At 64.6% G+C, this 20,091-nt stretch carries 16 protein-coding genes; 3 read left to right on the plus strand and 13 right to left on the minus strand.

The window, feature by feature from the left end:
• Positions 1-49: 49 nt before the first annotated feature.
• The 12 genes from BMX85_RS15980 to BMX85_RS16030 form a co-directional block, all read right to left on the minus strand.
• Positions 50-2,362 (minus strand): FdhF/YdeP family oxidoreductase, encoded by a 2,313-nt coding sequence (locus BMX85_RS15980; protein WP_177196777.1) that lies wholly within the window; start codon positions 2,360-2,362, stop codon positions 50-52.
• Between the two features lie 106 nt (positions 2,363-2,468).
• The gene (locus BMX85_RS15985) at positions 2,469-5,336 is read right to left on the minus strand and encodes a TonB-dependent receptor (protein WP_090319905.1); all 2,868 of its coding nucleotides are present in this window, start codon (positions 5,334-5,336) and stop codon (positions 2,469-2,471) included.
• An 88-nt stretch (positions 5,337-5,424) separates the two neighbouring features.
• Positions 5,425-5,550 (minus strand): hypothetical protein, encoded by a 126-nt coding sequence (locus BMX85_RS31310; RefSeq protein ID WP_255372384.1) that lies wholly within the window; start codon positions 5,548-5,550, stop codon positions 5,425-5,427.
• Positions 5,551-5,601: 51 nt separating this feature from the next.
• Positions 5,602-6,360: a carbohydrate kinase family protein gene (locus BMX85_RS15990; RefSeq protein WP_229210496.1), complete on the minus strand. Its 759-nt coding sequence runs from the start codon at positions 6,358-6,360 to the stop codon at positions 5,602-5,604.
• On the minus strand, positions 6,357-7,475 hold the full coding sequence (locus BMX85_RS15995) for an ABC transporter ATP-binding protein (protein ID WP_090319908.1): 1,119 nt from the start codon (positions 7,473-7,475) through the stop codon (positions 6,357-6,359). The genes BMX85_RS15990 and BMX85_RS15995 overlap by 4 nt, the downstream gene beginning before the upstream one ends.
• A 1-nt stretch (position 7,476) precedes the next feature.
• The gene (locus BMX85_RS16000) at positions 7,477-9,771 is read right to left on the minus strand and encodes a GH32 C-terminal domain-containing protein (RefSeq protein ID WP_090319910.1); all 2,295 of its coding nucleotides are present in this window, start codon (positions 9,769-9,771) and stop codon (positions 7,477-7,479) included.
• 48 nt (positions 9,772-9,819) lie between these two features.
• Entirely contained in the window at positions 9,820-10,797 is a 978-nt protein-coding gene (locus BMX85_RS16005; protein WP_090319913.1) for a family 43 glycosylhydrolase, read from the minus strand.
• Positions 10,798-10,830: 33 nt separating this feature from the next.
• Complete coding sequence (locus BMX85_RS16010; protein WP_218147343.1) at positions 10,831-11,715, minus strand: carbohydrate ABC transporter permease; 885 nt, start codon at positions 11,713-11,715, stop codon at positions 10,831-10,833.
• The gene (locus BMX85_RS16015; protein WP_090319916.1) at positions 11,712-12,782 is read right to left on the minus strand and encodes a carbohydrate ABC transporter permease; all 1,071 of its coding nucleotides are present in this window, start codon (positions 12,780-12,782) and stop codon (positions 11,712-11,714) included. The genes BMX85_RS16010 and BMX85_RS16015 overlap by 4 nt, the downstream gene beginning before the upstream one ends.
• The gene (locus tag BMX85_RS16020; RefSeq protein ID WP_090319919.1) at positions 12,779-14,050 is read right to left on the minus strand and encodes an extracellular solute-binding protein; all 1,272 of its coding nucleotides are present in this window, start codon (positions 14,048-14,050) and stop codon (positions 12,779-12,781) included. The genes BMX85_RS16015 and BMX85_RS16020 overlap by 4 nt, the downstream gene beginning before the upstream one ends.
• Complete coding sequence (locus tag BMX85_RS16025) at positions 14,047-15,099, minus strand: LacI family DNA-binding transcriptional regulator (RefSeq protein WP_090319922.1); 1,053 nt, start codon at positions 15,097-15,099, stop codon at positions 14,047-14,049. The genes BMX85_RS16020 and BMX85_RS16025 overlap by 4 nt, the downstream gene beginning before the upstream one ends.
• A gap of 128 nt (positions 15,100-15,227) precedes the next feature.
• Entirely contained in the window at positions 15,228-16,124 is an 897-nt protein-coding gene (locus BMX85_RS16030) for a LysR family transcriptional regulator (protein ID WP_090319925.1), read from the minus strand.
• 99 nt (positions 16,125-16,223) lie between these two features.
• Between BMX85_RS16030 and BMX85_RS16035 the strand changes: the two genes are divergently transcribed.
• Together BMX85_RS16035 and BMX85_RS16040 are read left to right on the plus strand one after the other, a co-directional pair.
• Positions 16,224-17,231 (plus strand): aldo/keto reductase, encoded by a 1,008-nt coding sequence (locus BMX85_RS16035; RefSeq protein WP_218147344.1) that lies wholly within the window; start codon positions 16,224-16,226, stop codon positions 17,229-17,231.
• Between the two features lie 180 nt (positions 17,232-17,411).
• The gene (locus BMX85_RS16040) at positions 17,412-17,702 is read left to right on the plus strand and encodes a hypothetical protein (RefSeq protein ID WP_090319928.1); all 291 of its coding nucleotides are present in this window, start codon (positions 17,412-17,414) and stop codon (positions 17,700-17,702) included.
• A 55-nt stretch (positions 17,703-17,757) separates the two neighbouring features.
• Here BMX85_RS16040 and BMX85_RS16045 read toward each other — a convergent pair whose 3' ends face one another.
• Entirely contained in the window at positions 17,758-18,753 is a 996-nt protein-coding gene (locus tag BMX85_RS16045; RefSeq protein WP_090319931.1) for an AraC family transcriptional regulator, read from the minus strand.
• Between the two features lie 58 nt (positions 18,754-18,811).
• Between BMX85_RS16045 and BMX85_RS16050 the strand changes: the two genes are divergently transcribed.
• A complete protein-coding gene (locus tag BMX85_RS16050; RefSeq protein ID WP_090319934.1) occupies positions 18,812-20,062 on the plus strand; it encodes an MFS transporter in 1,251 nt (416 codons plus the stop codon).
• The last annotated feature ends 29 nt before the right edge of the window (positions 20,063-20,091 follow it).

The raw sequence follows: 20,091 nt of genomic DNA on the forward strand, positions 1-20,091 counted from the left end.
TTCAATTCCACTAAAAATATTTAACAGATTCAGTGTACGCCTGCCGGCGTCATCCGTATGTTCGCCAGTTCACGCCGCCGCCTGCCGGGCGGATTCGTATCGCGATCGACTTGGCCGCCGGCACCATGCTCTCCAACGCATGATGCTCCAATGCCATCAGCGGATTACATTCCGGGAAGTATCCCGCCACGCATCCCGCCGGCACCTCGTATCGCACCAGGCGCAGCCCGGCCACGCTGCGCGCCACGCCATCGCCGGTCACGGCGCTGACATCGACCAGATCCCCCTCCCGCATCCCCAGACGCGAAATATCGGCCGCGTTGATCAGCAGCACCCGCCGGCCGCCGTGGACGCCGCGAAACGTGTCGTTCTCGTTGTAGATGGTCGTGTTGAACTGGCTGTCGCTGCGCACCGTGAACAGGCGCAGCACGTCGCCGCGCGGCAGCAACTGGTCGGGATCGGCATCGAGCACCGTCGGCGCGATGAAGTTGGCGCGCCCGTTCGGCGTCTTCCACTGGCGCTCCGCGGCGGGCAGCGGCCGGCGGAATCCGCCCGGCGTCCACATGCGCGCATTGAAGTCGTGGAAAATCTCCGGATACGTCTCGGCGATGGCGTCGCGGATGGTGGCGTAGTCGGCCACCCACGCATCCCAATCGATCTTGGGATTGACCGGCAAGGTCGCCTTCGCCAATCCGGCGATGATCGCATGCTCGGAGCGCAGCAGTTCGCCGGCCGGCTGCGCTCTGCCCTTCGAACCGTGCATGTGGCCGGTGCTGTCCTCGACCGACACCGCCTGCTCGCCGCCGGCCTGCTGGTCCACCTCCAACCGTCCCAGGCAGGGCAGAATGTAGGACACGGCCCCGTGCACCAGATGGCTGCGATTCAGCTTGGTCGCCACCTGCACGGTGAGCCGCAGCCGCGACCACGCCGCCTCCACGCGCACGGTGTCCGGCACGGCGCGCACGAAATTGCCGCCCAGCGCGACAAACGCCCGCACCGAGCCGTCCAGCACGCCCTCGCAAGTCTCGACCGTGTTCAGTCCCTTCCCGCGCGGCGGCTCGAAGCCATATTGTTTCGCCAGCTGGTCGAGCGGCGCCAGCTCAGGCTTCTCCGTGATGCCGACGGTGCGTTGCCCCTGCACATTGGAATGGCCGCGCACCGGACAGATGCCGGCGCCAGGCTTGCCGATATTGCCGCGCAACAGCAGTAGATTGGACAGCATCTCGACATTCTGCACCCCAAGCCGGTGCTGCGTCAGGCCCATGCCGAACACGCCGATCACCTTGCTCGCGCCGGCGTAGACGGCCGCCACCTGCTCCAGGTCGCGGCGGGACAGGCCCGAGTGGCGCTCGATCTCGCTCCAGCTCTCCCCGCGCGCGCGGTCGACCAACGACTCGAGCCCGGCCGTATGCTCGGCGATGAAGTCGGCATCGAGCACGCGCGGCGCGCCGAGCGCGATCGCGGCGTCGTCGGCGGCGATCAGCGCCTTGCACAAACCGAGCATGGCCGCGCTGTCGCCGCCGGCCCGCACCTGCAGATAGTGCGTGCTGATGGCGGTTTCGGCGCCGGTCAGCATTTCGGCCGGCGACTGCGGATTGGCGAAGTGCAGCAGCCCGGTCTCGCGCAGCGGATTGAAGGTGATGATGGGGATGCCCCGGCGCCGCGCCTCCTGCAACTGGTGCAGCATGCGCGGACTATTGGTGCCGACGTTCTGCCCGAAGAACAGGATGCAGTCGGTCTGCTCGAAATCGGCCAGCGACACCGTGCCGATCGGCACGCCGATGGTCTTGGGCAGCGCCACCGAGGTACTCTCGTGGCACATGTTGGAGCTGTCCGGCAGATTATTGCAGCCATAGAGGCGCGCCAGCAGCTGGTACATATACGATGCCTCGAGCGACGCGCGCCCGGAGCAGTAGAACACGGCGCTTTGCGGCGCCAGCGCCTTCAGTTCGCGTCCGATCTCGGCGAATGCGCTATCCCAGTCGACCGGCACATAACGGTCGCTGGCGGCATCCCAGCGCAGGGGCGTCGTCAGGCGGCCCACCGCCTCCAGCTGGTGGTCGCTCCAGCCCAGCAGCTCGCCGACCGTGTGCTGTTCGAAGAAACCGGCGTCGCAGCGCTTGCCGGTGACTTCCCACGCGGTGGCCTTGGCGCCGCTCTCGCAAAATTCGAATGGATGGGGATTGGCCGGCTTGGCCCAGGCGCAGCTGACGCAGGCGACACCGTCGGTCTTGTTCAAGTGGATCAGCAGCTTGCTGCCCTCGAACGGCACATGCTCGTGCAGCAGCGCCGTGGCGACCTTTTTCACCGAACCCCAACCGCCGGCGGGATGTGGATAGGGTTCGGGCGTGGTGGATTTCATGGACCGTCCTTGATAAGAGTATCGGCCCATTCTAGGTCCCGGGACGGCCGGTCTCTGTATGTCAACGCACGAAGCCGCGACATCGAGGCCGGCGTTCCGGGTCAACTTAGAACATATAGGTGAGACTGAACCGCAATGTCCGTCCGAACAGCGGCCTGGCCACGCCACGGTTGCGCGAACCGTCCGGCGACAGCAGGTCGTTGAACAGCGGGTCGCCTTCCGTGAACGACAGCTGGTTGGTCAGGTTGGCCACGTGCAGGTGCGCGCTCAAACGCTCGGTGATCTGGTACTGCGCGCCGGCGTTGATGATGTGATACGACGGGAACAAGGTCACGTTGCTGTCGGACGCCTCGGAGAAGCGCGAACCGTAATGCTGGTACTGCGCGTACACGCTTACCGGGATGTCGGTCAGCGGCTTGAGGTCGAACGACGGCATGAAGTTGAACATCACCTTCGGCAAACGGCGCGGACGGCGTCCGTCCTCGCTCACCTGCACGTAGTGGTAACCGGTGATGACGCCCTGCGCGTCCTTGTCCTCCTGCGTGGTGGTGTAATTGGCGCCCTTGACCTTCGGATTTTGCATCACCAGATTGCCCTTCAACTCCAGGCCCTGGACGGCGGCCGGACGCCACGACAACTCGACTTCCGCGCCAACGTTCTGGATGCCGCGCTGGTACAACTGCGCCACGTCCGGACACGAATTGATCTGCGTGACGCCACCGGCGCTGGTGCATTGCGACGACTGGATGTCCTTGTAGATATTGACGGCGCTGCGCGGCGAGAATTTGTTATAAAACGCCGCCACCGACGCGCCAAAACCACGCGTCAGATAACGCAAACCCATTTCGTACTGGCGGATATGCTCCACCGCGCTGACCTCCACCGTCCTGCCGTTGACAACGGTGGCCGTCGCCGTGGTCAGGTTGTTGATATCCTCGAGGCTCGGCAGGCGGAACGAGTCCGACGCCAGCCCGTACACTGCGAAGGCTTTACTGAAGCTGTAGTTACCTCCGAGCGACCAGCCGAAACCGTGATACGTCTTGTTCAATGTCTGCGCGGCGCCTGGCAAACTCACTTCATTGTCCGCCGTCGTATCCTGGATCGAGCCGGCCACCACATTGGCTGGCGTCAGATCGGTGATGACGTTGCGGTCGCGCCGCACGCCGTCCGCCTTCAGGTTTTGCCAGCGCACGCCGGCATCGATCTTCAGCTTGCTGCCCATGGTTTCCCAGTGGTCGAGCAGATAGGCGGCGTTGCCGTCGCCGTGGATGTCGCTGACAAAACCGCCCCATCCCGGCAGGATCGCCCCGCCCTGCGTCAGGCTCGGGCCGACCTGGTTGCCCTGCGCGTCCACCGCGATCAGATCGACCGGACGCGATTGATTCGAGACGTCGCTGACCAACAACGCCTGCTGGAAGTTGGGCTTGTAGCTGTAGCGGCTCTTGTACACGCCAAACGTCAGATCGTGCGCGCCCTTCAATTCGAAGGACTTCTGCGTCTTCAGGTCGAGCGAAGTGCTGGAGGCGTCGACGTCGGCGACGAACGGAATCATGAAGTTCAGGTTCGCCGATGCCGGCACCGCGCTGCCGTCGTTCAGATAGCGTCCCGCCACGCCGGTGGCCTTGGCGTAGCGCCTGATGAAGTCTTCGCGGCTGATGTTGGCGAAGGCGCCGCAGGCCTGGCTGGCCGGCACGTTGAAAAAGCCTTTCAGCTTGACGTTATCGAGGTTGCAGGCCAGCGCCGCGCCGTGCGCCGGCGAGATCACGTCGTTCTGATAGCGTGAGTTGAGGAAGTTGGTCGATGTCGCCGTGTCATTGCCGGTGAAGACGGCGTTGAAGCCGTTGCTGCCGGTGGTGTGCCGCAATCCGGCGGACAGCTTCCATCCGTCCTTCAGTTCGTGCGAGCCGCTCAACGTGAAGATCTTGAAATCGGGGTGGATGCCGTCGGCCTGGTCGATCGTGCGCGTGCCGTACTCGCCGATCATGTTGAACCTGCGGTTGTACTGCGAGGCGGTGGTGCCGTGCGCGAAGTCGATGCCCAGCGGCTCGATGTTGTCCTGGTTGATCTTGGTCGGATTGGACGGCGTGCCGGGGTTGGCAAAGCGCGGCACCGAGATGGGCAGGTTCTGATAGAACGCGGTGCGGTCGTTGATCACCAGCGCGTCACCGCGCAAGGTGGTCTTGCGGTCGTCGCTGGTGTAGACCAGATTGCCGCGTACCTGGCCGCCACGATCGGCGGTGTAGCCGGTGTCGCGCACGCCGTCGCTGCGGCGATAGAAGCCGCCGACGGCGCCGGTCAGGTTGGGGCTCAGCGGCCCGGATACGAAGGCGTCCTGCCGGATGAAGCCGTAGTCGGCGTATTCGATCTTGTAGCCGCCCGCCAGTTTGTCGCCGCCGGTGCGTGTCACATGGTTGACGGTCGCGCCCAGGCCATTCGAATAGAGTATGCCGCCCGGACCGCCCTTGACCAGCTCCACGCTCTCGGTCATCAGGTCGTCGCGGATGAAGATGTCGTTGTTCATGAACGGCGCTTCCGGCTCCTCGAAGGCGGGCAAGCCGTCGATCAACTGCGGCGCGAAGCGGTAGCCGCCGGTGACGGGCAAACCGCGCACCGTGATGTTGTTACTGGCCTCGCCGGCGCTGCCGCCTTCCGAGTAGATGCCCGGGAAATTGGCCAGCATGTCGGCGGTGCTCATCGGCGCCAGGCGCTGGATCTCCTCGGCCGTCAGCGTGTTGATCGAGAACGTCGCGTTCTTCTTGGTCGTCGACTTGGTCACGCCGGTGACGATGACGACCGCCTGCGGATCGGCGCCGTTGGCATCCGCAGCCGGCTGGCCGCTGACGGCGGCGGTGGGGGCGGGGGTGGCCGTGGCGCTGCTGTTCTGCTGCGCGAACACCAGCGCGGGCGCCAGGCAGATCGCCAGGGCCGCCGAACGAACGATGTAGCGGTTATAACGATTGATTGCATAGGTCATTTCGCATCTCCTTTTATGATTATCAGCCGCGCTTCGACGGCTTGTGTAAGTTTCGGTTGTCTAACGTTGTCATGAGGGGTAAAGGGCTTTATCGCTGGTCGCGCACCTCCTCCAGCCGTGGCATATCGGCGCCGCGCCGGGAACAGGTGATGGCGGCGGCGCGGCCGGCGAAGGCCAGCGCCGATTGCAGCGCCAGCCCGTCCAGTTGATTCAAGGAAGCGCGCGTCAGCAGCCCCCGTTCGCCCAGGTGCGCCAGCAGCGCCGCCTAGAAGGTATCGCCGGCGCCGACGGTATCGACGACATCGACCTTGACGGCCGGCAGTTCCAGCGCCAGTGTCGCGGTACCGGCCAGCACGCCCTCGCCGCCGCGCGTGACCACCACCAGCGCCACGCCGGCATCCAGCGCCATGTCGATGAAGGCGCGCGGCGGCAGGCCGGGATACAGGTGGCCGATATCCTCGTCGCTGATTTTCAACAGGTCCGTCATCGGCAGCATCCACGCGATGGCGTCGGTCCATATTTGGCGGTCCGGCTGGATCGTCAGCCGCACGTTGGGATCGAAGGCGATCAGGCTGCGGCGGTGCTGGCGCGTGACCAGCGTCCGCAAGGTCGATGCGACCGGTTCGATCGCCATGCAATACGAGCCGACATGGATGACCGCCGCATCCGGCGGCACGCGCTCCAGGTCCGCGACGGTCACGGACCGGTCGGCGGTCTGGTCGCCGTACAAGGTGTAGGCCGGCACGCCATCGGCGTCGACATCGATGGTGACCAGCGCGGTCGCCGCATCCGGCCTTGGCGCGCAGGAGGTGTCGACGCCTTCGCGCGCCAGCGTATCGGCCAGCTTGCGGCCGAACAGGTCCGCCGACAGCCCGCCGAAGAACATCGGCCGCCGGCCCAGCCGCGCCAGGCCGATCGCCAGGTTGAAGGGCGAACCGCCAACCCGCGCGGACAAGGCAAAACCGGTGTCGGTATCACCGTCGGAAAACACATCGAACAAAGCCTCGCCACATACGATAATCATGCCGCCTCCGCTGCGCCGGCCACGCCGGCCGTCATGTTGTTGACATCCGCCGGCGCGATGCGCAAGCCGCCTTCGTCGAAAACGTGCACCCTGCCCGCCATCGGGCTCACGCGCCAGGCGGCGTTGGCCGCCGGCGGCTCGCCTTTGACCACGACCATCAGCGGCTTGGCCAGGCCGGCCACCGCCAGATGGACATACGACTCGGCGCCCAGTCTTTCGACCAGGATTACCTCGCCCTGTATCGCGCCATGGGGGTCGGCCACCAGATGTTCCGGCCGGATGCCGACCGTCACGGCGCCCGGCCGCACACCGGCCGGCGCCGGCCAGTCCAGCGCCGCGCCGCCAATCCGCAAGCGGCCACCCGCATCCAGCGAGCCGCCGAACAGATTCATTTTCGGACTGCCGATAAAGCCGGCGACGAACACATTGGCCGGATGATCGTACAGATGCATCGGCGCGCCGATCTGCTGCACGCCGGCAGGCCCCAGCACGACGATGCGGTCGGCCAGGGTCATCGCCTCGACCTGGTCGTGCGTCACATAGACCATGGTGGCGGCCAGTTGCTTGTGCAGGCGGGCGATCTCGACCCGCATGTCGGCGCGCAGCGCGGCGTCCAGGTTGGACAGCGGCTCGTCGAACAAAAAAGCGCGTGGCTTACGGACGATGGCGCGGCCAATGGCGACGCGCTGGCGCTGGCCGCCGGACAGTTGCGGAGGACGGCGCTCAAGCAAATGCTCCATTTGCAGCATCTTCGCCACCGAGTGCACCGCGACCTTGATCTCCGCCTTGGGCACGCGCGCCAGCCGCAGGCCGAAGGCGATGTTCTCGAACACGCTCATATGCGCATACAGGGCGTAGCTCTGGAACACCATCGACAGCCCGCGCTTGGCGGGCGGCGTGTCGTTGACCGTCACGCCATCGATGCGGATCTCGCCGGCGCTGATTTCCTCAAGCCCCGCGATCATGCGCAGCAAAGTCGATTTGCCGCAGCCCGAGGGACCGACCAGCACCACGAACTCGCCGTCTTCTATCGTGAAGTCGACGCCGCGCAGAATGTACTGCGACTCTTTACCCGGGTAGGTCTTGCCCACCCCTTGCAGTGCGATTGTGGCCATATCAGTTTCCTTTCACGGTGGCGCCCATCGCCCACACCTTGAGCGAGACGACGCGGTCGCCGGGAGCGGCCAGCAACGCCAGTCCGTCCGCGTCGGCGCGGGTTGGGTAGGCGCGGCTGGTTAGGCTCTTGCGCTCATTGACGTAGGCTTCGACCATCGAGCGGTCCAGGAACACGCGCAGGCGCAGGTTCTCCGATCCCGGATCGAAGGCTCCGCCTTGCACGCCGTACGACTTGCCCAAGGTGGACACGGTGCGGTCGATTTCCAGGCGGCGCGCGGCGCCGTCGACGTACACATCGGTCGCCTCGGCCCGCCCCGGCGCCACCCGCACGCTCAAACCACGCTTCGCCGTCTGCGACGACGGCGCCAACTCCAGTTCGATCTCCAGTCCATCGCCGCGCAGCGCCGACAATGCCTTGGCCGCTTCATCCACGCCGACGTCGCGCAGATCAACCAACTGCCGGCGGCGCAGGCTGGCCAACTCGCCGATGGGCGCCAGCCGCAGATCGCCGTCGCCGCCCAGCGACAGGGCGATGGGCAGGCCGCCGTTGTGCGCCCAGCCGGCGTCCCACTCGTCCCGCAGCGTACGTTCGCCCTGCGCGATCGAGAAGACGATCGAGCGGCCCGTCCTGGGGTCGACAAACCCGCTTGGGCCGGAAAAGTGACCCTGGCCGACATCGAACACGCGCGGCGCATCGCCATCGGGCTTGAAGCGCGCGCTGGCGGCGTCGAACACGCCGATCCAGTAATAGGCCTGGCCGCGCACGTCGTTGAGGAACACGTGCCGCTCGCGGCCATCGTCGCCTTTACCGATCGGCAGCAGCACCGGCAGCTCCCAGGTTTTTTCGAAGTCGGGGAAAGGCTTGGCGTCGATCGAGAACAACGGACCGCGCGGCTTCCAGTCGATCAAGTCCGACGATTCGTACACCAGCGCCGTCCCGCTGCGTCCCGGCAGCGCCGAGCCGACCAGCTGGAACCAGCGCTGGCGGTCGCCGTCGCGGAACACGAACGGATCGCGGAACTCGCCGAAGCGTCCCATGCCCTGCTTTTGCAAGGTGACCGGCGTTGGATGTTTCTTCCAGCACGCCAGGTCGGGGTCGCGCAAATCGCAAGGCGTCGCCATGCCGGTGCGCTGGTTGGGCCGCGCCTTGTCGTTACCGGCGGTGAAGAACAGGACGGGCGTTCCATCGGCCGCGTGGGTCGCGCTGCCGGACCAGATGCCATCGGTCGCCAGGCCGTCGTCTTCCGGCGCCAGCGCCATGGGCAGCTCGCGCCAGTGCACCATGTCGGCGCTGACCCAGTGGCCCCAATGGATCTGATGCCAGAAAGGGCCGAACGGATTCTTTTGAAAGAACAGGTGGTACCGCCCTTGATAGTAGAACGGCGCGTGCGGCTCGTTCATCCAGCCGGCATCGGGCATCACGTGATACTGCGGGCGATGACGGTCGCCGTCGAAGGTACTGGCCGGGATGTTCATATCGGCCGGCGACAACCTCGGCGCCTTGCCCGCGCGCGGCGCCAGATCGGCGGCGACGATGCGGGCCACTGCGGCGGCGTCGGACGGACCGGCGCCGATGCGCACCTCGTCCATCAGGCCGAGGAAGGTATTCAGTTTGAAGACGCCGCCAACTTGCTCCGGCTTCGAGTAGCGGCCTATCGTCAGCGGCAGATCCGGCATGGCGAACCGCCCCGCGGCAGGCATGGCCTTATTTGCCACCAGTTCGCCGTTCAAAAACAGGGCCACGCTCCGCTTGGCCGGGTCGTAGCTGGCCGCCACATGCGACCAGGCATCGCGCGGCAGCTTGCGATCGGTGACGCGTACATCGACAACACTTCCGCCCAGGCCCACTTTGATGCCCCAGGTGCCGAAGCGGTAGACGCCGAACGAGAACCCCTGTTTGGCCTCGGCGTCGAACTGGCTGACGAACGCCGAGTAATGGCCGCCATCGCCCCATTCGAAGGCATGCGGCGCCACCCAGGCGCTCAGCGTAAAGCCGCCTTGGAGCTGGGCGCTGGTGAGCGGCGGCGCCGTCACGTCGGTCGAATAGCCGTCGAACAGCAGGCAGCTTTGATGGATGCAGCCAGCGGGCGGCCGCCATAACGGCGCCGAGTCGGGCTTGAAGCGGGCGCGGTTGAACACATAGTTCACCTGGTCGCGACGTCCGGACACCTGTTCGACGGTCTGGTTGCCGCCCTGCTCGTCCAGCCCCCAACGTGCCAGCGGCGGCGCGTCGGCTGCCGCCACCGCCCGCGTGGCCACCAGCACAAGACTGGCGATGGCGTAGCGATAGTTCATATTGTCTCCTCCAGCTTTCTAATTTTTATACATGGCTGTCTATCGTTGTCATTTCTGTCCGAAAGAATCGTCGATCGCGTACAGGCCGTTCTCCAAGCGCAGCGCAATCGGATCGCAAATCTGGCCGACGAACTGGCCATCCACGCCTGCATCTTCGAACGCCATCAGGCAATCGGCGCCTGTCACCGGATCGCGCAGGATTTTTCCCGCATAGCGGCGGCATGGAATGTCGCCGTCGAGGAAGCCCGGCGCCGGCTGCCATGGTCCGAGCGGATTGTCCGCCACCAGATAGTGGGTGCCGGAGACGCCGCCCTTGTACTGCGCGCGCATCTCTTCGCTCCAATGCGCGGCGACGTTGCAGAACACGCAGTACCAGCGGCCATCGCGCTCGAACACCTGCGGCACCTCCAGCTGACCATAGTGGCCACCTGCGTAGACCGGCTTCGTGGCCGTCCAGGTCACGAGATCCGGCGACACCGCGTGGCCGATCACGCCACGCTCATAGAGCGGGCCGTCGGTGCGGCGGGCGGTGTAGAACATGTGATACTGGCCGTCGATTTTATCGGCCAGCACCCATGGGTCGCGCAAGGCGCGGTCGTGCCAGCGGCCCTCTTCGTATTCCTCGTAAAAGCGCTCGTCCAGATCCAGCGCCAGGCCGCTGCCGACGCGCTCCCATGGGCCGTCAAGGCTATCCGAGGTGGCATGGCCGATGCGCTGGCGCATACCCTTTTCGGCGCGGCAGGTGCCGGTGTAGAACAGGTGATAGCGCCCTTCGGCCTTGATCACGGAACCGGTCCAGGTGGTGAAGTCGTCCCAAGCCGGCGAGGCAGACGGGCAGAACGCGGTACCCAGCGAAGTCCAGTTGCGCAGGTCTTGCGACACCGCGTGGCCGACCGAGACGTTCCAGTGGCGCAGATCCGGGTTGCCGATCGAGCGGTTGGCCTGCAGGAAGAACAAATGCTGCTCCCCCGCTTCCTCGAAATGCCAGAAGTCCCAGATGAATTTATCGTTCAGTTTAAGTGTCATGTGTAGTCCAAAGTTAGCCCACGTTAGCCCAAGTTATCCTTTAATGCCGGTCCCGGCGACCGAGGCGACGAACTGCCGCTGAAACGCCAGGAACACCGCGAGCACGGGTAAAGTAATCACCGATGCGTAGGCCATGATCTGCCCCCACGAATTGGTGCGTCCGAAGAATTGCTGTATGCCCGGCTGGACCGGCCGGAACGCCTCGCCCTGTATCACCATGATCGGCCACAGGTACTGGTTCCACGCGGAGATGAACAGCACGATGGCGGCGGTGGCGATCACCGGACCGCTGTTGGGCATGATGATCCTGGCGTACACGGTCCACGGACCTGCGCCGTCCATCTTCGCCGCCTCGTCCAGCTCCGGCGGAATATCGCGGAAGAACTGGTAGAACAGGAAGACGCAGAAGGCATTTGCCAGGAACGGGATCACCTGCACATGCAGGCTGTTGAACCAGCCGGTGTGCATCACCAGTTGGCCATGCTCGATGGCCGGCCAAGGCAGCTTGGCCACCAGCGACAGCAGCGGAATGGCGATCACCTCGAACGGCACGATCACCATCGCGACCACCAGCGCCAGCACCAGATTGCGTCCGCGCCAGCGCATGCGGGCGATCGAAAACGCCAGCATGCTGTTGACGATGATGCCGCCGACGACCACCAGCGCGGCGATCAACGTGGAGTTCAGCAGGAAGGACGGCAGGTCGCTCTTTTCGAACACCGACGTATAGTTCCGCATCGACCAGTCGGCCGACGGCAGGTAGGCGGACAATTTGTTCAAATCGGCGAAGATCGCGTTATCGTTCTTGAACGACGATACGAACATGAACAGCAGCGGTGCGATGAACACAATGCCGATGGCGCTCATGCCGATGAACAGCGCGATATCGCGCAAGGTGCGGCTCGTTTTCACATTCATTTCGCGTCTCCCTTCGACACCAGCATGCGCTGCAACGCCGACAGCGCCAGCACGATGACAAAGAACACCAGCGTGATCGTCGAGCCGTAGCCGACGTCCTGCTCCTTGAAGCCGCTGCGCACCGCGTGATACACGACCGTCGTGGTCGAATCGAGCGGACCGCCGGAGGTCATCACATCGACCTGCGTGAACAGGCCGAACGCCAGCAAGGTGGTCGACACCAGCACGAAGATGATGGTGTTGCGCAGGCCGGGCAAGGTCACATGCACGAAGCGCTGCCACGCGTTGGCGCCCATTAGCGTGGCAGCCTCGTACAACTCGTGGGAGATCGACTGCAACCCGGCCAGGAACACCAGCATCTGGAAACCGGCGCCCTGCCAGGCCGACATCAAGGCGATGGCGGGCAAGGCGTAGCGGCTATCGCCCAGCCAGTCAGGTCCCGCGTCGGGATCGTGCAGCAGGCCGCGCAGCAGCTCATTGAGCATGCCGCGATCGGTATTGAGCATGAACGCCCAGACGATGGACGCCACCACCATCGACGTCACCACCGGCGCGAAGTAGACGGTGCGGAAAAACACCCGGCCGCGTATGTTCTGGTTGACCAGGATCGCCAGGCCGAGCGCCGCACCGCACTGCAACGGCAGCACCAGCGCCGCGAACAGGAAGGTATTGATCAGCGAGCGGTAGAACAAGGGATCGGTGGCCGCCAGCACGATGCGCGATTCGCCGATATCGATCTGGAACGCGGGGCGGTAACCCTCCAGCTCCGGCTTGTCCTTGCGAACCTGCCGCCAGGTGGGGTAACGCACGCCCTCCTCGTCGCGCACGACGGCGCCCTGCGCATCGCGCACCGGATCGACGACGGCGACGTTCAGCGCCAGCAGGCGCCGGTAATTGTCCAGGCCAATGTACTTGGTCGGCTCCGGCGACATCAGGCGGTGATTGGTCATCGTGGCGCCGGCTGCGAGCAGCATCGGCAGCACCACGAACAGCGCGAACAACAGCAATGCCGGCGAGGCGAAGGCCGCCACCGCGAACGGACTTTCCCGGCCAAGTTTGGTTTTCATGAACCGCTCCCCGTTTTGCGCACGGCGAAACCGTAACCGTTGTTGCGTGAGATATTGTGTTCCATCGCCTCGACCGCCTCGTCGAACGCTTCGGTGGCATCCTTGCCGCTGCGGATATCGGCCATCGCTTTTTCGAACGCCGACGACATCGCCGGATAGGCAGGACTGGCCGGCCGCGACACCGCATAGCGCTTGGCGAACTCGAAGTAGATGCGCCAGTCGCCGCCCGGACGATAATGGTCGGTCAACGCCGCGCCCTCGGCGCTCACCGGCACCAGCCCGGTGTCGCGCGACGCGGCGGCGATTTCCGCCGGCGAGATCAGGTGCGCCAGGAAGGCCGCCGCGCCCTCTGGCTGGCGGCAGCTGCGCGTGATGCCCCACTGCCAGGAGGCAGCGCCGATCTTGGGACCGTGGCCGAAGTCCGGTGGCGGCATCACCACCAGGTCGTCGCCGTATTGTGCGCTGTACTCGCGCGCCTTCCACGAGCCGGTGTAGTGAAACAACGAGCGGCCTTGTTCGAAAGCCTTGTCGTCGGCGGGAATCCGCTCGACCAGCTTGTCCTTGAACAGGCGGCCGTAATAGCGTCCGACGGCGACCGCCGCGTCGCTATTGAGTACACCGTCGACGCGCACGTAGCCATCGCGGTCTATCAGGTCGGTGCCGGCGCTTTGCAGCCAGGGCGAAAACGCGTAGCTGTACCACTCGCCCTTGAATCGGCCGTTCAGATCCAGCGGAAAGCGATAGCGTCCGCTCTTTTTCACCTTCGCCAGCACGTCGTGGAACTCGGCCGCCGTGTAGGGCTGCTCCATCGTCGCAATCCGCACCCCCAGGGCATCGAGCTGCGAGCGGCGCGAGAACAGCGCCAGCGCCACGTCGAACTGGCCCACGCTATACAGCTGTCCCTTGTAGGTTCCGCGTCCGCCTTCGAGCAGCCCGGCCACGGCGTCGGCCGGCAGCAGCGCGTCGAGCGCGCGCACATGGCCGGCCCAGGCGAAGTTCGGCACGGTCGGCTGGTCCATGGCGATGATGCACGGCAGTTGACCCACCAGCGAGGCGGCGGTGATCGACTCCGTGTACGACCCTTGCGGAATCGCCTCGACCACCACTTGCCACTTCTGCTGCGAGCGATTGAACCGCTCCACGGCCGCCCTGCCCGAGGCCATCTCGGCGTCGCCGGTATCGTGGCGCCATAGCTTGATTTGCACCGGCGCGGCCAGCACCGGCAGTGCCGTCGCGGCCAACAGCGCCACCAACAGGCCGCGCCTCATCGCTTGGCCTTCATCGCCTGCATGGCCTGGACCGCGCTGGCCGACGGCGCGGCGACGGTGCCGCGCATGACCGGCACGCAGGGCACGCGGATGGTGGTCGCCGGCGCCGAGGACTGCTCCAGCACATGGCGGCCGGACAGCTCGCCGATTTCGCGGTACGGCAGCGCGACGGTGGTCAGGCCGGGGTCCAGCGCCTCGGAGATCAGCCGGAAATCGTCGAAGCCGACGATCGACACGTCGGCCGGGACGCGCAAGCCGCGCCGCTGCAAAATGAAGATGACGCGCATCGCCATTTTGTCGTTACCGCACAGGATGGCGGTGGGCCGGTTATCGCTGGCGAAGAGGCGGTCGACGGCGTCGGCAAGGTGCGAGAACTCGTCGGCGTCGCCCGCTTCCGCGCCGTGGATCAGCCAATCGGGATTCGGCGTGACGCCGTGCTCGCGCATCGCGCGCTCGAAGCCGCGCAGACGCAATCCGGTTGCAACCATGCCTGGAATCAGCTGGAGGAAAGCGATATCGCGGTGGTCGGCCTGCAGCACGATTTGCGCGGCCGCGTAGCCACCGCCCTCGTCGTCCGGCACCACCTGCGTGTAGCGGCTCGGCGCTTCGAAGCAGTTGGCCAGCGCCGTCGGCGTGCTGCCCAGCAGCGGCTCGACGGTCACCTCGCGGTGAAACGGCGTGGCGAACAGGATCGCCTCGACCCGCCGCTCGCGCATGTCCGCCACCAGCCGGTTGGCGACATCGGCATGGCCGCCGGTCTCGCCGATCAGCATCACCTTGCCCAGTTGCTCGCACACCAGCTGGATGCCCTTGATGATCTCGGACGAATCCGGCGTCGTCGTCAGCTTTTCGGCGATGACGGCGACCAGCCCCGTCGGACGGCCGCGTAGCATGCGCGCGGCCGCCGACGGCGTGAATTCGAGGCTGCGCATGGCCTGCTCGATACGGGTTCGGGTTTTCTCCGACACCTCGGTCCCGCCGTTGAGTACCCGCGAGACGGTCTTGATGGACACACCGGCCCTCTCCGCCACATCGTGAATCGTTGCCACACAGTCTCCTTGAATATTTGCCGCAGCGCCGGCATGTTGCCGTGTCCGGCAAAATGTCCAACGTTGTCATTTGTTTTGCAAATGATATGGATTCCGTCCGCGTCCGTCAACAAAAATCTGAAATGGTCTTAGCCGTCGGCCAGCGCCAGCAGCGTCTCGCGGAAGATCCCCACCAGCGGCCGCAGATTCACCCTGTGCCAAACCAGCCACAACGGCGTCCGATAGGCAAACCAGGGCAATTCCAGCAGCACCACTCCGGCCGGGGCCTGATGCCGCAAGCTCTGTTGGATCGCCGCCACCCCAAGACCGGCGGCCACCAGCCCCAACGCCGTCAGCGGCTCGGTCGCCTCCATCTTGATGTTCGGCGTAAAGCCGGCCACCGCGCACGCCGCCACGAACTCATCCCTGCTCAGCATGCTTTCCTTGTGCCGCACGGCGATCCACTCCAAGCCCGCCAGATCGGCCGGCGCCACCTGGGCCACCGCCGCCAGCGGATGACTCTCGGGCAGCGCCAGCAGCATCGGATCGTCCAGCACCCTGGCGCACAGCAAATCCGGATCGTCGGCCAGCGGCGGCTCCACCAGCAGCGCGATGTCCAGACTACGCTGGCGCAACCCCTCCAATTGCTCCGCCGAATGCATGTTGTACAGCGCGATATGCAACTGCGGGCGCGACGCCCGCAGCACCCGCAAACCGTTGGGCAGCACACCCGAATGCATGGCATGCTCGATATAGCCGATGCACAGGCCGCCCTCATCGCCTCGCCCCAGCCGTTGCGCCAGCGATTCCAGCCGCTTGGCGTGTGTCAACAGCGAGCGCGCCTCGTCGAGAAACACACGGCCGTCGCGCGTCAGCCGGATGCGCTGCTGGCTGCGCTCGAACAGCATCAAACCCAGTCGTTCTTCGAGCTGGGCGATCTGCCGGCTCAACGGCGATTGCGAGATATGCAGCTTTTCCGCCGCGCGGCCGACGTGCTCCTCCTCGGCGACGACAACAAAGTATTGCAACTGGCGCAGATCGAGCATATCAGACCTCAAAGGACTCAAGAGAGACAAATCATGTCTTAGACAGCATCAACCCGTCAACCTATACTTGGTTCCACATTCACCAACAGGAGTTTTTTTATGTCCATCAAAGACCTGCTGCAAGGCAAGCTCGGCTTTGGCACCGCACCGCTGGGCAACATGTTCCGCAACATCCCCGAAGAAGAAGCGCTGGCGACGGTTGATGCCGCCTGGGACCAGGGCGTGCGCTACTTCGACGCCGCCCCGCTGTACGGCGCCGGCCTGGCGGAAATCCGCCTCGGCAACGCGCTGGCCAAGCGCAACCGCGACGACTACGTGCTGAGCACCAAGGTCGGCCGCGTGATCCTCGACGAGCTGGAAGACCCGTCGCAGCGCGAGATGGGCGAAAAAGGCGGACTGTTCGAATTCGGCCGCCGCAACAAGATCGTCAACGACTATTCCGCCGACGCCACGCTGCGCTCGATCGAAGACAGCCTCAAGCGCCTGAAGACCGACCGGCTCGACATCGTCTACGTGCACGACGCGGCGCAGGACTTCTATGGCGACGGCTGGCTGGCCCAGTTCGAGATCGCCCGCACCGGCGCCTTCCGCGTGCTGGCGCGCTTGCAGGACGAAGGCGTGATCAAGGGCTGGGGTCTGGGCGTCAACCGGGTCGAACCGATCGAACTGGCGATGGAATTGGACGAGGCGCGGCCGACGGTCTCGCTGCTGGCGGGCCGCTACACCCTGCTCGACCACGAGCGCGCGTTGCAGCGCCTGATGCCGCAGGCGGCGAAGCAGCAGGTCGACATCGTCGTTGGCGGTCCCTACAGCTCGGGGATTCTAGCCGGCGGCACGCACTTCGAGTATCAAAAGGCGCCGCCGGAAATCCTCGCCAAGGTCGAGCGGCTGAAGGCGGTCGCGCAGCGGCACGGCGTCAGCGTCAAATCGGCGGCGCTGCAATTCTCGCTGGCGAATCCGGCGGTGGCCGCCGTGATCCCGGGCGCCAGCCGTCCCGAACGCATCGCCGAGGACCAGGCGGCGCTGGCCGAAGTGATTCCGGCGGCCTTCTGGCACGAGCTGCGCGAGCAAAAGCTGGTGGCCTGGGATGCGCCGTTGCCGGTCTAAACCACCTTGGTAGCGACGTCTTCCCAGATGTCCTAGATCTGCAAACACGGACTCCGCATCCGCAAGGCTTGAGGATGCGGAGTAGCGTTGCGCCTACTTGCGCAGCGGTACTTCGCTGACACCATGGTGTACTAACCGGGGTTAACATTGTCTATCAACCTCACTTTTCCGGAGACGACAATGAGCAATGGCAATCACGACCAATCCGTAGGCGGCCAGGGCGCCACCGACGGCCTGAGCGGCACCAAACATTCGGGCACCGAAGGCGCCGACAGCGGTCAGGGCGTCAACAAGGGCGGCCAAGCGGACCAGCATGGTCACGGCGGCCAGCACTCCGACGACTCAGAAGGCATCGGCGGCGAACATGAAGGCGGCCTGCACGATGTCGGCCTGGTACAGCGCGGCGGGGCCAGCGGCATCGGCGGCAACGCCACTACGGAAGACGACCAAAAGAGTCAGCCGACTCCATAAGGTTGCGCTTTGTTTGGCTCGCGGCGGAATGCAGGCGGTCCGACAGCCATGATCCTCACAGCCTTTCCCGGTCGCCACCCGGCGGCCTGCCGATGACGCGCTTAAAAGCACGACTGAACGCGGCTTGGGAGGTATAGCCTAGGCGCCGCGCGACGGCGTCGATCGACACCTTTTCATGGGTGAGCAATTGTCTCGCAAGGCGCATCCGCAACTCCGTGGCATACCGCAGGGGCGGCACCCCGATGGTGGTTTGAAAGCGTCGTGCGAAGACAGAACGGGAGACGTGAGACTCCGCAGCCAACTGTGCCACAGTCCATTCCCGTCCCGGCTGGCGGTGCAGCGCCAATATGGCAAGCGCGAGGCGCGGATCGCGCAATGCTGCAAGCAGACCGGACGCGTTTTCACACCCGCATTCAATCCAGCCGCGCACGATCATTGCTGCCGCCACCTCCGCCAGTCGGGCCAAAATGCCTGCGAAGCCAATACGACCGGCGCAGATTTCGCGCTTCATTGAATCGAGCACCGGCAATAAGCCAGGGTAAGCTTGCGCTTGCGTGTCGGCTAGCATGACGGCGGGCATCAACTTGCCGACCCCTTGCATGCCGCCGAGATCGAATTCCATGCAGCCGTAAAAAATAACCGCGCTGGGCACGGAGGCGGTACTGGGACATGTGTCTACGCCGCTAACGGATTCGCCCAGGGGCGCGGCATCAAACTGGTCGATGCCCTGGAATGCCACACCGTCGGCCGACAGCAGTTGGTGCCTCCTACCGTGCGGCATGAACGCCGCGTTACCGGCGGACAGCTCATGCAACTCACCATCGTCGGTGCATATGTAGGCAGTGCCAAAAGCCACGAAGTGGAAGTAGGCGTGGTTCGGCATGTCTTCAAAACCTATGCCGAAATCCGGACCGGTCTGAATGCGGCGGTACTGGACTCCACGCAGGCGCATACCCATCAACAATTCACTGACGAGACTAGAGGACAGCGAAACTTGGTTCTTCTTGGTCATTTTAGGCGTTTCGATCAAAACATCGAGACTTGTCATCATAGATCATCCTGGTCTTTAGCTCTAGAGTTTCGATTCTGATCGTTTTAGGGATTTAAAGATGAACACTGATGTTTTGGAAAACGGGCGATCGCCCAACGCGAGCGACGCATCTGGCGTGGAGCCAGCGGCGGCGGCATGGATGGCGGTATTCTCACTGGCAATGGGAGTTTTCGGCCTGCTGACGGCGGAGTACCTGCCAGCCAGCCTGTTGACCCCGATGGCCATCGATCTCGGTGTGTCGGAGGCGCTAGCTGGTCAGGCGGTCACGGTGACGGCCGTCGTGGCCATGTTCGCCGGGCTGTCAGTGCCGCGCCTGACGCGTAACTTTGACCGACGTGTCGTCTTGCTGGCTTTCACCGTGCTGATGATCGCGTCGAACCTGTTGGTGGCGTTATCGTCGAGCCTGACAGTTTTGTTAGTGATGCGCATTCTGCTGGGCGTCGCGTTGGGCGGCTTTTGGAGCATGGCGGCGGCCGTGGCGATGCGGCTGGTGCCAGCGAAGTTGGTGCCGCGAGCGCTATCCATTATCTTCAGCGGTATCGCCATCGGGACGGTCGTTTCCGTACCGCTGGGCAGCTACTTAGGGGGCATATATGGCTGGCGCAGTGCGTTTATGGCAGCCGCGGGTGTCGGGGGGCTGACACTGCTGTTTCAATTGTTCACACTGCCCCGCATGGCACCGCGCGCGATGATGCGCACCGCCTCGGTCGTGGGACTGCTGCGTCGCCCGGGGATCGGGATCGGGATGTTGGGCTGTGTACTTGCCCATACGGGGCAATATGCGTTGTTCACCTATATTCGCCCCGCTCTTGAAAGCGTTGCTCATATTGATGTCAACGGTTTGTCGCTGATGCTGTTGGGTTTTGGTGTCGCCAACTTCATTGGCACGCTGCTGGCCGGCTGGCTGATGGAGCGCAGCTTGCATGCTACTTTAGTGATCATGCCCGCGCTGGTGGGCTTGACGGCATTCGGCATGATTTTATTGCCAGTCCAAGGCATCGGCCTGATGCTCTTGGTGGCTCTCTGGGGCTTGGCATTCGGCGGCGTACCTGTCGCCTGGTCCAACTGGGTCGCCCGCGCGGTGCCAGATCAGGCGGAAACGGCTGGCGGCATGGTCGTCGCTGCGGTGCAATCTTCTATCGCCGCCGGCGCGGCATTGGGAGGCATAATGTTCGGGCTTGGAGGCGTCACAGGCGTTTTCGTTATCGCTGGCGTTGTGATGCTGTTCGCTGCTCTTGTCATCGCTTTAAAGGTTCGAGTCGAACTGCCACAGGAGGGTGCGAAGGGTGCCCGGGTGCTGCACATTTGATGGCGCCCGTTGCTCGCGCTCGATCTGGT

The sequence above is a fragment of the Duganella sp. CF517 genome (assembly GCF_900110275.1).
Classification (GTDB): domain Bacteria; phylum Pseudomonadota; class Gammaproteobacteria; order Burkholderiales; family Burkholderiaceae_D; genus Rugamonas.

Coding starts and splice junctions, on each gene's coding strand:
- BMX85_RS15980 (WP_177196777.1), bottom strand. CDS start 2,362: ATGAAATCCACCACGCCCGAACCCTATCCACATCCCGCCGGCGGTTGG.
- BMX85_RS15985 (WP_090319905.1), bottom strand. CDS start 5,336: ATGACCTATGCAATCAATCGTTATAACCGCTACATCGTTCGTTCGGCG.
- BMX85_RS15990 (WP_229210496.1), bottom strand. CDS start 6,360: ATGATTATCGTATGTGGCGAGGCTTTGTTCGATGTGTTTTCCGACGGT.
- BMX85_RS15995 (WP_090319908.1), bottom strand. CDS start 7,475: ATGGCCACAATCGCACTGCAAGGGGTGGGCAAGACCTACCCGGGTAAA.
- BMX85_RS16000 (WP_090319910.1), bottom strand. CDS start 9,771: ATGAACTATCGCTACGCCATCGCCAGTCTTGTGCTGGTGGCCACGCGG.
- BMX85_RS16005 (WP_090319913.1), bottom strand. CDS start 10,797: ATGACACTTAAACTGAACGATAAATTCATCTGGGACTTCTGGCATTTC.
- BMX85_RS16010 (WP_218147343.1), bottom strand. CDS start 11,715: ATGAATGTGAAAACGAGCCGCACCTTGCGCGATATCGCGCTGTTCATC.
- BMX85_RS16015 (WP_090319916.1), bottom strand. CDS start 12,782: ATGAAAACCAAACTTGGCCGGGAAAGTCCGTTCGCGGTGGCGGCCTTC.
- BMX85_RS16020 (WP_090319919.1), bottom strand. CDS start 14,050: ATGAGGCGCGGCCTGTTGGTGGCGCTGTTGGCCGCGACGGCACTGCCG.
- BMX85_RS16030 (WP_090319925.1), bottom strand. CDS start 16,124: ATGCTCGATCTGCGCCAGTTGCAATACTTTGTTGTCGTCGCCGAGGAG.
- BMX85_RS16035 (WP_218147344.1), top strand. CDS start 16,224: ATGTCCATCAAAGACCTGCTGCAAGGCAAGCTCGGCTTTGGCACCGCA.
- BMX85_RS16040 (WP_090319928.1), top strand. CDS start 17,412: ATGAGCAATGGCAATCACGACCAATCCGTAGGCGGCCAGGGCGCCACC.
- BMX85_RS16045 (WP_090319931.1), bottom strand. CDS start 18,753: ATGATGACAAGTCTCGATGTTTTGATCGAAACGCCTAAAATGACCAAG.
- BMX85_RS16050 (WP_090319934.1), top strand. CDS start 18,812: ATGAACACTGATGTTTTGGAAAACGGGCGATCGCCCAACGCGAGCGAC.